The 12,048-nt window shown below is 56.5% G+C and carries 13 protein-coding genes; all 13 read left to right on the forward strand.

All coding sequences use genetic code 11. The annotated features are described in order from the left end of the window. The first annotated feature begins 2 nt into the window (after window positions 1-2). The 13 genes from R2A130_RS01005 (at window position 3) to nuoK (ending at window position 12,027) form a co-directional block, all read left to right on the forward strand. The gene (locus tag R2A130_RS01005) at window positions 3-617 is read left to right on the forward strand and encodes an NADH-quinone oxidoreductase subunit C (protein WP_009462950.1); all 615 of its coding nucleotides are present in this window, start codon (window positions 3-5) and stop codon (window positions 615-617) included. Next, window positions 617-1,048, forward strand: coding sequence for a GFA family protein (locus tag R2A130_RS01010; RefSeq protein ID WP_009462951.1), 432 nt, complete (start codon window positions 617-619; stop codon window positions 1,046-1,048). Before R2A130_RS01005 ends, R2A130_RS01010 begins: the two co-directional genes overlap by 1 nt. After that, entirely contained in the window at window positions 1,041-2,231 is a 1,191-nt protein-coding gene (locus tag R2A130_RS01015; RefSeq protein ID WP_009462952.1) for an NADH-quinone oxidoreductase subunit D, read from the forward strand. The genes R2A130_RS01010 and R2A130_RS01015 overlap by 8 nt, the downstream gene beginning before the upstream one ends. 49 nt (window positions 2,232-2,280) lie before the next feature. Beyond that, window positions 2,281-3,243, forward strand: coding sequence for an FkbM family methyltransferase (locus R2A130_RS01020; RefSeq protein WP_009462953.1), 963 nt, complete (start codon window positions 2,281-2,283; stop codon window positions 3,241-3,243). A gap of 24 nt (window positions 3,244-3,267) precedes the next feature. Then, window positions 3,268-4,536, forward strand: coding sequence for an NADH-quinone oxidoreductase subunit E (locus tag R2A130_RS01025; protein ID WP_009462954.1), 1,269 nt, complete (start codon window positions 3,268-3,270; stop codon window positions 4,534-4,536). Continuing rightward, window positions 4,536-5,840, forward strand: coding sequence for an NADH-quinone oxidoreductase subunit NuoF (nuoF, locus tag R2A130_RS01030; protein WP_009462955.1), 1,305 nt, complete (start codon window positions 4,536-4,538; stop codon window positions 5,838-5,840). Before R2A130_RS01025 ends, nuoF begins: the two co-directional genes overlap by 1 nt. Beyond that, the gene (locus tag R2A130_RS01035) at window positions 5,837-6,466 is read left to right on the forward strand and encodes a hypothetical protein (RefSeq protein ID WP_156798350.1); all 630 of its coding nucleotides are present in this window, start codon (window positions 5,837-5,839) and stop codon (window positions 6,464-6,466) included. The genes nuoF and R2A130_RS01035 overlap by 4 nt, the downstream gene beginning before the upstream one ends. Before the next feature lie 4 nt (window positions 6,467-6,470). Next, window positions 6,471-6,932, forward strand: a complete 462-nt coding sequence (locus R2A130_RS01040) for a DUF3291 domain-containing protein (RefSeq protein WP_009462957.1) — start codon at window positions 6,471-6,473, stop codon at window positions 6,930-6,932. Window positions 6,933-6,950: 18 nt separating this feature from the next. Then, entirely contained in the window at window positions 6,951-9,023 is a 2,073-nt protein-coding gene (gene nuoG, locus R2A130_RS01045) for an NADH-quinone oxidoreductase subunit NuoG (RefSeq protein WP_009462958.1), read from the forward strand. Beyond that, window positions 9,020-10,129 (forward strand): NADH-quinone oxidoreductase subunit NuoH, encoded by a 1,110-nt coding sequence (gene nuoH / locus R2A130_RS01050; RefSeq protein ID WP_009462959.1) that lies wholly within the window; start codon window positions 9,020-9,022, stop codon window positions 10,127-10,129. Before nuoG ends, nuoH begins: the two co-directional genes overlap by 4 nt. A 274-nt stretch (window positions 10,130-10,403) precedes the next feature. Next, window positions 10,404-10,895 carry an NADH-quinone oxidoreductase subunit NuoI gene (gene nuoI / locus R2A130_RS01060; RefSeq protein ID WP_009462960.1) on the forward strand — a complete coding sequence of 164 codons (492 nt, stop codon included), beginning with the start codon at window positions 10,404-10,406 and terminating at the stop codon, window positions 10,893-10,895. A gap of 210 nt (window positions 10,896-11,105) precedes the next feature. Next, a complete protein-coding gene (locus R2A130_RS01065; protein ID WP_009462961.1) occupies window positions 11,106-11,717 on the forward strand; it encodes an NADH-quinone oxidoreductase subunit J in 612 nt (203 codons plus the stop codon). A 1-nt stretch (window position 11,718) separates the two neighbouring features. Then, complete coding sequence (gene nuoK, locus R2A130_RS01070) at window positions 11,719-12,027, forward strand: NADH-quinone oxidoreductase subunit NuoK (protein ID WP_009462962.1); 309 nt, start codon at window positions 11,719-11,721, stop codon at window positions 12,025-12,027. The last annotated feature ends 21 nt before the right edge of the window (window positions 12,028-12,048 follow it).

Below are 12,048 nucleotides of genomic sequence, written 5' to 3' on the forward strand. Positions count from 1 at the left end.
TCATGGCTGTAGCAGACCTCCCAGACCTCAAGGCCTATCTCGACGAGGCGCTGTCCGACAAACTGGATGGCGCTGTTATCGCGTTCAACGAGCTTACGTTGACGACAACGGCGAGCAACATCCACGCCGTGCTGCGCTTCCTGCGCGACGACGTGCAGACCAGCTTCATCTGTTTCATCGATTTGGCCGCCGTGGATTACCCCCAGCGCCGCCAACGCTTCGAGGTTGTCTATCACCTGTTATCGCCACGCCAGAACCTGCGGGTTCGCATCAAATTATCGACCGATGCCGAAACGCCCGTGCCTTCGATCAACGATATTTTCCCCGCTGCCGACTGGTTCGAGCGCGAGGCTTACGATCTCTACGGCGTGCTGTTCACCGGTCACCCGGATATGCGTCGCCTGCTGACCGACTACGGTTTCGAGGGCCATCCACTCCGCAAGGATTTCCCGCTCACCGGCTTCACGCAGGTGCGCTACGATGATGCTGAAAAGCGTGTGGTCTATGAGCCCGTGCTGCTGCGTCAGGAATTCCGCGACTTCGATTTCCAGTCGCCATGGGAAGGCACTGATTACATCATTCCCGAGGCACTGCCCGGCGACGAGAAAGCCAACTGATGGCCGAACTTTCGGGAAAATGCCTTTGCGGCTCAGTGAAAGTAACGGCCACGCCGCGCAGCAAAGAGGTTGGCTCGTGCCACTGCAATTTGTGCCGCAAATGGGCCGCCGGTCCTTTCATGGCCCTTGACTGCGGTTCCGACGTCCACATTGAGGCGGAAGACAATCTCGGTGTTTTCAAATCTTCTGAATGGGCCGAACGCGCATTCTGTAAGAATTGCGGCACGCTGATAGCCTGGCGCTTGCAAGATGGCGGTGAATATCACCCCTCGGCGCAACTGTTTGAAGAGACTGCGGACTACCCTCTTGGCCTTCAGGTCTTCATCGATGAAAAGCCCGGCAATTACAGCTTTGCCGAGCAGACAGAAACAATGACCGGAGCAGAGGTGTTTGCCGCCTTTGCCGCGTCGGAAGAAAGCTCAAATGCCTGAAGTCGACATTCGCAATTTTAATATCAACTTTGGCCCGCAGCATCCGGCGGCACATGGCGTTTTGCGTCTTGTGCTGGAGCTGGACGGTGAAGTGGTCGAGCGTGTCGATCCGCATATCGGCCTGCTGCATCGCGGCACGGAAAAGCTGATCGAGCACAAAACCTACCTGCAGGCGCTGCCTTATTTCGACCGGCTCGATTACGTCGCGCCTATGAATCAGGAGCACGCCTGGTGCCGCGCCATCGAGAAGATGCTCGATCTTGAAGTGCCGCGCCGCGCGCAGCTTATCCGCGTTTTGTATTCCGAAATCGGCCGCATCCTTTCGCACATTCTCAATGTCACCACTCAGGCTTTGGACGTTGGCGCGTTCACGCCGTCGCTGTGGGGCTTTGAGGAGCGCGAAAAGCTGATGGTGTTTTACGAACGCGCCTGTGGTGCCCGTTTGCACTCCGCATATTTCCGCCCCGGTGGTGTTCATCAGGACCTCCCGAAAGCGCTGGTGGAGGACATCCAGTCCTGGTGCGAACAGTTTCCGAAGGTCATCGACGACATCGAAGCACTGTTGACCGACAACCGCATTTTCAAACAGCGTAACGTAGATATCGGCATCATCTCGCTGGAAGACGCATGGGCGCGCGGTTTCTCCGGCGTGATGGTGCGCGGGTCCGGTGCTGCGTGGGATTTGCGCCGCGCGCAGCCCTACGAGTGCTACGACGAAATGGAATTCGATATTCCTGTCGGCAAGAATTGCGATAATTACGACCGCTACGTCATCCGCATGCTGGAAATGCGCGAATCGACCAAGATCATGGCTCAGTGCTGCGAGAAATTGCTCGCACCCGAAGGGCAGGGGCCAATCGCTTCGCCCGACGGCAAGGCTGTTCCACCCAAGCGCGGCGATATGAAAAAATCGATGGAAGCGCTGATCCACCACTTCAAGCTCTACACCGAAGGCTTTCACGTGCCGGAAGGTGAAGTTTATTGCGCCGTCGAAGCGCCAAAGGGTGAGTTCGGCGTTTATCTGGTGTCGGATGGCTCGAACAAACCCTACCGCGTGAAGCTGCGCGCACCGGGTTTCTCGCATCTGCAAGCTATGGATTACATGTGCAAAGGCCACATGCTGGCCGATGTCGGGGCCGTGCTAGGCTCCATGGATATCGTGTTCGGGGAAGTCGACCGCTAACGACGCGCCCAAAGCAGTGCACACTGCAGACTGGGTAGAGGGAAACGAAATGACGATCGAAATCGATCACGAAACGGGCAGGGTCTCCAATGCCAGCCTCACCGAAAGTGTGGGCATGGCCTTGTTGAAGCTTGGTGCCAAGCTTTCCAAACCGATGGAATTTCGTGGCTATTCGTTGGGCGCGAATGTCGTGGGCAAAGTCCTGCCGAGCAGCAACTCGGTGCGTTTGAATTTCGCCGATGGCCGCAAATTTGAGTTTCCCTACGCGGATGCCTATTGGGGCGTGATGCTTGCGGGCCAACCTTACTATTGCCCGGAATTCGAACCCTATATGCCGCTGATCGCGGATATCGATTACGTGTTCATCGATTGTGGTGCGAACTACGGTTACATGTCGGTCGTTTCTACCTCCAAAACTGTGGGCAACAAGCGCACCGTCGCCATCGAAGCCCACCCGGTTAGCGCAGAACTGTCCCGCCGCAATGCGGAGCTGAATGGCAACCGTTTTGAAGTGCTGCACAACGCTGTGTTTCACACCAGCGGCAACACAGTTCGCATCGGCGGCGGCAAGCACGAGGCCCGCACTATTCTGGGCGACCATGACGGTGCCGACGTCGAAACGCTGGCCCTTGGCGATCTTGTCGAACGCCTCAAGCTGAAGAAAAACCAACCGGTCATCCTCAAGCTGGATGTCGAAGGCGTTGAAATCGATGCCATGAAAGGTGCTGGTGCATTGCTCGACCACCCCACGATGGTGGTCTATGAAGAGCACGGCAACGACCCGACCCACGAAGTTTCCGCCTATCTGCGCGACGAGATGGGCATGCGCCTGTGGCGTGGCGGCAAAGAAGGCAATAACCTTCGCGAAATCACGTCTGACGCTGAGATCGCCGCGATGAAGACCAACACGAGCGATGGCTACGACATGTTCGCCACACGAGACGATTTGTGGATTGAACGTCTGGAGCAGATCGCCCAAACCCAAGTCACCCCCGCCGGTGCTGCCCTATAGCACCCAGCTGAGAAGCCGAGATTCATGTCCGTTCGCCGCCTAGCAGATGAAACCGTCCAGCCGGATGCCTTCAAGTTTTCGAAGGCCAATGGCGCTTGGGCGAAGAAAAAGATCAAAGATTATCCGAAGGGTCGACAGGCATCCGCCGTCATCCCGCTGCTCATGCGCGCGCAGGAGCAGGAAGGCTGGGTAACAAAAGCCGCTATTGAGCACATCGCTGAGATGCTCGGCATGCCGCTCATTCGTGTTCTGGAAGTTGCCACCTTCTATACGCAGTTCCAACTCGCTCCTGTGGGCAAACGCGCGCACGTTCAGGTGTGTGGCACGACACCGTGCATGTTGCGCGGCGCTGGCGAAATTATGGACGTGTGCAAGAAGCGTATTGCGCCGAAACCGTTCGAGCTTTCCGAAGATGGCAACCTGTCCTGGGAAGAGGTGGAGTGCCAGGGTGCCTGTGTGAACGCCCCCATGGTGATGGTGTTCAAGGACAGCTACGAAGACCTGACCGCAGAGCGGATGGAAGAAATCATCGACGCGTTCGACGCAGGCAACGGCGACAGCATCCCCCCGGGCCCACAGATCGACCGCATCTATTCCGCGCCCATCGGTGGCCTCACGTCGCTGACCGAAGACCCGACGCTGAAGGGCGCGCGCAAAACCGGCAAAGGCAAGAAAGCCGAGAAGCAGGCCGCAACAAACGCTGGGCGTCCTGCAAGCCATGCCAGCCATAACGGCGCGGCCATCAAGTCGAACATGAAACCGTCAACCGCTAAAGCGGCTGCGGAAGACATGAAAGAGGCACGCAAGAAGGCAGGCACCCCGTCGCCCAAAACCCGCGCCAAGAAGCTCGCTGAAAATGTGAAAGGCGAGGTTGAACCCGCTGATCTGCGTCAGCCGAAGCCGTCAGAAATTAAAAAGGCACAGGCGAAGAAGATAGCACCGAAATCTTCCAGTCTCGTCGGCGCTGGCACCGCGACTGCAAAGACCAAAGCGAAACCAGCTGCAAACGCGGGAACAGGCAACGCCCCCGCTAAGGTTCGCAAGCCCAAGACACCGGATGATCTGAAAATGGTGTCCGGCATCGGTCCAAAAATCGAAGGCCAGTTGAACGAACTTGGCGTTTGGACCTTCGCGCAGGTGGCCAATTGGAAAAAAGCCGAGCGCGATTGGGTGAACGGTTACCTCGCCTTCAAGGGCCGCATCGAGCGGGAAGACTGGGTCAAACAGGCCAAGGCACTCGCCAAGGGTGGCCGTGATGAATATGTGCGCGTATTCGGTAAGGAGCCTCGCTAATGCTGCAAGATAAAGACCGCATTTTCACCAATATCTACGGCCTTCACGACAAGTCGCTGAAGGGCGCAATGTCCCGTGGGCATTGGTCGGAAACGAAACAGTTCATCGCCAATGGCCGCGATTGGGTCATCAACCAGACGAAGGCTTCCGGCCTGCGTGGCCGCGGTGGGGCAGGGTTCCCGACAGGCCTGAAATGGTCGTTCATGCCGAAAGAAGAGAGCGAGCGCCCGCATTATCTTGTCATCAATGCGGACGAATCCGAGCCCGGCACCTGCAAAGATCGCGACATCATGCGCCACGATCCGCACACGCTGATCGAAGGCTGCGTGCTGGCCGGTTTCGCCATGGGCGCCCACACTTGCTACATCTATGTGCGCGGCGAATACATGCGCGAGCGCGAGGCGCTAGAGGCGGCCATCGACGAGTGCTACGAAGCCGGTCTTCTCGGTAAAAACAACAAGAATGGTTGGGACTACGACATCTACGTCACCCACGGTGCCGGTGCTTACATCTGCGGCGAAGAAACCGCACTGCTGGAATCGCTGGAAGGCAAAAAAGGCCAGCCGCGCCTGAAGCCACCCTTTCCTGCGAACGTCGGTCTCTACGGTTGCCCCACCACGGTGAACAACGTGGAGTCCGTCGCCGTTGTGCCAACCATACTACGTCGCGGGCCGGAATGGTTCGCGGGCTTTGGTGCTGAAAACAATCGCGGCACGAAACTGTTCTGCATCTCCGGCCACGTTGAGCGCCCTTGCACGGTGGAAGAGGCTATGAGCATTCCCTTCCGCGAGTTGATCGAAAAGCATTGCGGTGGCATTCGCGGCGGCTGGGACAATCTGCTGGCCGTCATTCCCGGCGGTTCATCCGTCCGCATGGTGCCTGCCGAGCAGATGATCGATACGCCGATGGATTTCGATTCGCTGTCGAAGTTGAAATCCGGCCTCGGCACCGCAGCCGTCATCGTGATGGACAAGGAAACCGATATCATCCGCGCCATCGCGCGCCTGGCGGCGTTCTACAAACACGAATCCTGCGGCCAGTGCACGCCGTGCCGCGAAGGCACCGGCTGGATGTGGCGCGTGATGGAACGCATGGTCGAGGGCCGCGCCCAAAAGCGCGAAATCGACATGCTGTTCGACGTGACCAAACAGATCGAAGGCCACACCATTTGTGCGCTGGGCGATGCTGCGGCTTGGCCAATTCAGGGCCTGATCACTCACTTCCGCCCGGAGATGGAAAAGCGGATCGACGAGTACACGTATCGTTCAGACAAGGACAATCAGGTGTTGGAGGCTGCGGAGTGATGGATAGCGACAAATTTCACGAACTAACATGGGAAACGGGTTTCACCGAAGAGGCGAGAAGCGCCATGGCGCAGGCTTCCGGAGAGCAAATCAACTTTCTCGGCCGGAATTTTAACTGGGATTTCGATCCAACGAAATTTTTGAAAGAGGTATGTAGGCACCCGAAGTGTGCACTCAGCACCGCGGTCTACATTTTCTCCCTTGGACAACCCTCATATTTTCGTGACGGGAAATTTTCAAGCAGTTATCAAGCTCAATATGAATTTCTCGACTGGCTTGTTTGTCGCATCAACAACAATGAAATTCATGCTTTTACAAATGAATTTCCCGCAAGTATTGAGATGGCAGGCACTCTACAACGTGTATTGAAATTTTACATTCAAGAGAAACAATCGGATCTTGTCGGATCAATTGATGAAAAAGGCCCGAATTGGATTTTCAATCCAGATATCGTAAACGAAGAAAGTTTGGGAATAAATATAGCGATTCAACAAGAAAAGAAAAGAATGGATGAAATTAGGAATACTAATGGTCATCCATTGAACGTAAATGGAAATATCAGAAGCATATTGGGGGATTTTTTCGAGGAAGTCGAAAAAATGAAGAGCGAGCGGAAGGATAAGTAATCTCTTGTCGTTTATCGCCCAGCTCAACATCGCTAAGCCGCGCTACGCCAATGATGATCCGCGTTTTGCGGGTTTCATGGATAACCTGAACCGTATCAACAATCTGGGCGCTTCCATGCCCGGTTTTGTATGGATCAATGCGGATGATTCCGGCCACGCGATGGATCTGCCAACGCCTTGGCCGGATGAGGCTGCAAACCTGACTGTCTGGGAAAGCGCCAAGGCGTTGGAGCATTTTGTCTGGAACACGGTGCATAAGAAATTCTACAACCGGAAGGCCGAATGGTTCGATGAAATGAAAAGCAATCATTTCGTCATGTGGTGGGTAGAAGTGGGGCACCGCCCTACGCTACACGAAGCCAAGGATCGGCTCGATCATTTGAATGCCCACGGCAACAGCGACCACGCATTCGGCTGGTCGCATCTGCCCCACGTAAAGCTCTGGCAACAGAAGCAATGCGGGTGAGGGGCGAAGGATAAAACGATGGCAATAATCAAAGTCGACGGCACCGAAGTCGAGGTTCCCGATCACTACACGCTGCTCCAGGCGGCTGAGGCTGCGGGCGCTGAAATTCCGCGTTTCTGTTTTCACGAGCGGCTGTCGGTCGCCGGCAACTGCCGCATGTGCCTTGTCGAAGTGAAGGGCGGTCCGCCAAAGCCCGCCGCATCCTGCGCCATGGGCGTGAAAGATTTACGCCCCGGTCCGGAAGGCCAAGCGCCGGAGATTTTCACCAACACGCCAATGGTCAAAAAGGCCCGCGAAGGGGTGATGGAGTTCCTGCTCATCAACCACCCGCTCGATTGCCCGATTTGCGATCAGGGCGGTGAGTGCGATCTGCAAGATCAGGCCATGGCTTTCGGCATGGACGAGACCCGCTACAGCGAGAGCAAGCGCGCGGTCGAAGACAAATATATCGGCCCGCTGGTGAAGACGATCATGAACCGGTGCATTCACTGCACCCGTTGCGTGCGTTTCACCACGGAAGTTGCCGGCGTTTCCGAGCTTGGCCTGCTGGGCCGTGGCGAAGATGCTGAAATCACAACCGCGCTCGAACAGGCCATGACGTCCGAACTTCAGGGCAATGTGATCGATCTGTGTCCCGTGGGCGCGCTCACCTCAAAACCATACGCCTTCCAAGCCCGTCCGTGGGAACTGACCAAGACCGAAACCATCGACGTGATGGATGCGGTTGGATCAGCCATTCGCGTCGATACGCGCGGCTCCGAAGTGATGCGGATCATGCCGCGCATCAACGAGGCGGTGAACGAGGAATGGATTTCCGACAAGACCCGTTTCATCTGGGATGGCCTTCGCAGCCAGCGCCTCGATAAGCCTTATATCCGCGAAAACGGTAAGCTGCGCGCAGCAAGCTGGAGCGAAGCGTTCGATGTTGTCGCTGAGAAAATGAAGGCGACAGACGCCGCAGATATTGGCGCTATCGCCGGTGATCTTTCCAGCGTCGAAGAAATCTACGCACTGCGCGAATTGATGACGTCGCTTGGTGTGACCTCGATGGATTGCCGCGAAGAAGGTTCCGCACTCGACCCGTCGCTGGGTCGCGAAAGCTACATCTTTAACTCCACCATCGACGGTATTGAAGACGCCGACGCGCTGATGATCATCGGCGCGGTGCCCCGCAAGGAAGCCAGCGTGTTGAACGCCCGCATCCGCAAGCGCTGGCGCACCGGCGAGTTGACCGTTGGCATGGTCGGCGAGAACGCCGACCTGACCTACGACTACACTTACCTTGGTGCAGGACCGGATTCCCTCAAGGAACTGGAAACGAAGAAGAAAACCAAAGCCAAACGCCCGATGTTTATCGTCGGTCCCGGCGCTTATGCCCGTAAAGACGGCAATGCCGTCATGGCGTCCATTGCCAAAGCCGCGAAGTCGCTCGGCGTCATTCGTGACGGCTGGAACGGGTTGAACATTCTGCACACCGCAGCCGCCCGCGTTGGCGGTTTGGACCTCGGCTTCGTTCCGGGCGAGGGTGGCAAAGACACGGCAGCGATGGTTCGCGAGAGCGACGTTCTTGTGTTGTTGGGCGCAGACGAAATCGATATGACCGCCCGCAAAGCTGGCGGCTTCACCATCTATATCGGCCACCATGGCGATGTCGGTGCGCACCATGCAGACGTCATTTTGTCCGGCGCGGCCTACACCGAAAAATCCGGTACCTGGGTCAATACCGAAGGCCGGGTCCAGATGGGAAGCCGCGCAGCGTTTCCTCCGGGCGAGGCCCGTGAAGACTGGGCCATTCTGCGCGCCCTGTCAGACCGTCTCGGCAAAACCCTGCCTTTCGATTCGCTCGCGCAACTGCGCGCGCAACTCTACGAAGCGCATCCGCATTTCATGGAGCTGGATGAGGTGCCGGAAGTCGAACAGCAGGGTGATGTTCTTGCTTCGCTTGCAGCTCGCGGTGGCAAAATGTCGAACGAGCCATTCACTTCTCCGGTTCAGGATTTTTACCTCACCAATGCCGTCGCCCGTGCCTCCAAGGTCATGGCCGAATGTTCGCAACGCGCGAACGGTGACCTGGCGGAGGCAGCTGAATGACCTTCTTCGAGCAATATGTCGCTCCGCCGCTCTGGATGGTGGGCCAGTCGGTTCTGCTTCTTGTGGTTCTGCTCGTGGTCGTTGCGTATATTTTGTACGCCGATCGCAAGATTTTTGCGGCTGTTCAACTGCGTCGCGGCCCGAACGTGGTGGGCCCGTGGGGGCTGCTGCAAAGCTTCGCTGACCTCATCAAATTCGTTCTGAAAGAGCCCATCATTCCGGCCTCCGCCAACAAGGGCGTGTTCCTGCTGGCCCCACTGGTGGCTGGTGTTCTCGCGCTGTCGGCCTGGGCCGTCATTCCCGTGGCCGACGGTTGGGCGGTCGCTGACCCGAACCTCGGTCTGCTGTTCGTCTTCGCGATCTCGTCGTTGGAAGTTTACGGCATCATCATGGGTGGTTGGGCGTCGAACTCGAAATATCCGTTCCTCGCATCGCTTCGTTCGGCCGCGCAGATGGTATCCTACGAGGTCTCCATCGGCTTCGTCATCATCACCGTATTGCTCTGCGTCGGGTCGTTGAACTTGACCGATGTAGTTTACGCGCAAACTGACGGGGTCGGCACGTCGCTTGGCCTGCCGGTGAACTCGTTCCTTGACTGGCACTGGTTGCCACTTTTCCCGATGTTCATCATCTTCTTCATCTCGGCAATTGCGGAAACAAACCGTCCGCCCTTCGATTTGCCGGAAGCGGAATCTGAACTCGTGGCCGGTCACATGACCGAGTATTCCTCCACACCGTTCCTGCTGTTTTTCCTTGGCGAATTCGTAGCCATCACCCTCATGTGCGCGCTCACCGTGCTGCTCTTCATGGGTGGATGGTTGCCGCCAATCGACATCGCGCCATTCAACTGGGTGCCAGGCGTCGTTTGGTTCGTCCTCAAGGGCATGTTTGTGTTCTTCTGCATGGCGATGGTGCGCTCCATCGTGCCGCGCTACCGCTACGACCAGCTGATGCGACTGGGCTGGAAAGTCTTCCTGCCCATCTCACTCGCTATGGTCTTCATCACAGCCTTCATCCTGATGGCCTTCGACCTGATGCCTGATCCAGAAGCCAAGCGCGCTGCCTTCGAGCAGGCCGCTGTTGTGGTTTTGAAGGTGACAGCGTGATGGGAGAGTTTTTTCCTTACGTGGTTTTCGCCGCATTCGGCGTTGTCGTTGGTTTCGTCTTCAGCGCTGAGCACAAGTGGATACATCCTACGGAAGAGGAACCAACTGGGATCGCCGATCTACGATACTCCAATCACTATGACCTCATTTGGTGGAGAACCAGAATGAACTGGCAGCGTGCTCTGATGCTCGTGCCGGTGCTGGCTCTAGCTATGCCTTGCTTCTACTACATTCTCGACTTTTTCGTATTCACCTCCAACGTGGAGACCTTCTGATGTCCAGTCTCGCACAAGCCGGCAAGTCCCTTTTCCTGCTGGAATTCGTCAAAGCTTTCGCCCTTGGCGTGAAGTATTTTTTCGCGCCCAAGGTCACGATCAACTACCCTTACGAAAAGGGTGAATCGTCGCCGCGCTTCCGTGGGGAACACGCTCTACGCCGCTACCCCAATGGGGAAGAACGCTGCATCGCGTGCAAATTGTGCGAAGCTGTTTGCCCGGCACAGGCCATCACCATCGAAGCCGGCCCGCGCCGCAACGATGGCACACGCCGCACGGTTCGCTACGATATCGATATGGTAAAATGCATCTATTGCGGCTTTTGTCAGGAAGCCTGCCCGGTGGATGCCATCGTAGAAGGCCCAAATTTCGAGTTTTCGACGGAAACCCGTGAAGAGCTTTACTATGACAAGGACAAACTGCTGGAAAACGGTGCCCGTTGGGAGCGTGAACTAGCGCGCAATATCGCGTTAGATGCTCCTTACCGGTAAGGTTTCTTGTAGAAATGTCACGCAACTGGCGTGACATGAAATCTGCACCCATCGGCCCATGGACGGGCCTTGGGTGAGGCGTTATGAGGACGCCATGTCGCAGATGGTGGAGCAGGTGCTTCGACATCTTGAAGGGATGCCACTTGGCAGACGGGCAGGGACTTTCGCGATACCGCGGCCCCTGTGAAAATCGAGGAAAGTGCACACCCTATGGGCGTCGCCGCGCTATTTTTCTATCTGTTCGCAACAATTTGCGTCGCATCGGCCTTCATGGTCATTGCGTCTCGCAATCCTGTGCATTCGGTCCTGTTTTTGATTCTGTGTTTCTTCAACGCAGCCGGTCTCTTCATGCTGACCGGCGCTGAGTTTCTGGCACTCATCCTCATCGTCGTTTATGTCGGCGCGGTGGCGGTGCTGTTCCTGTTTGTCGTCATGATGCTCGATGTGGATTTCGCAGAGCTGCGCGATGGCTTCCTGCAATATATGCCCATCGGCGCGGTGATCGGCATCATCTTGGCTGTCGAACTCATTCTTGTTCTGGGCGGTCTCAGTTTTGATCCTGAAATTGCTGCCCGCGCTGTCCAGCCGATCCCCGATCTGGCGGAAGTGTCCAACATTCAGGCCATCGGTGATCTGCTCTACACGAAATACATTTTCTTCTTCCAACTGTGTGGCCTCATCCTTCTGGTCGCGATGATCGGCGCAATCGTGCTGACCCTGTCCCATCGTCCGGATGTGCGCCGTCAGAACATTGCCGATCAAGTCGCGCGTGATCCTAACGATGTCGAATTGCGCTCCGTGAAACCTGGCGAGGGCATCTGATATGGAAATCGGTCTTTCCCATTTTCTCACCGTTGGTGCGATCCTGTTCACGCTGGGCGTGTTCGGTATCTTTCTGAACCGCAAGAACGTCATCGTCATTTTGATGTCCGTCGAACTCATTTTGCTCGCTGTGAACATCAATTTCCTCGCCTTCTCGCAGGCTAACGGCGACATGATGGGGCAGATGTTTGCGCTATTCATTCTCACCGTTGCGGCAGCAGAAGCTGCTATCGGTCTCGCTATTCTCGTCGTCTTCTTCCGAAATCGCGGTTCCATCGCGGTGGAAGATGTCGACATGTTGAAAGGGTAGGGCGCGCGCTCCCGCGACCGT

It is taken from the genome of Ahrensia sp. R2A130 (genome assembly GCF_000179775.1).
In the GTDB taxonomy this organism is placed as follows: Bacteria; Pseudomonadota; Alphaproteobacteria; order Rhizobiales; family Rhizobiaceae; genus Pseudahrensia.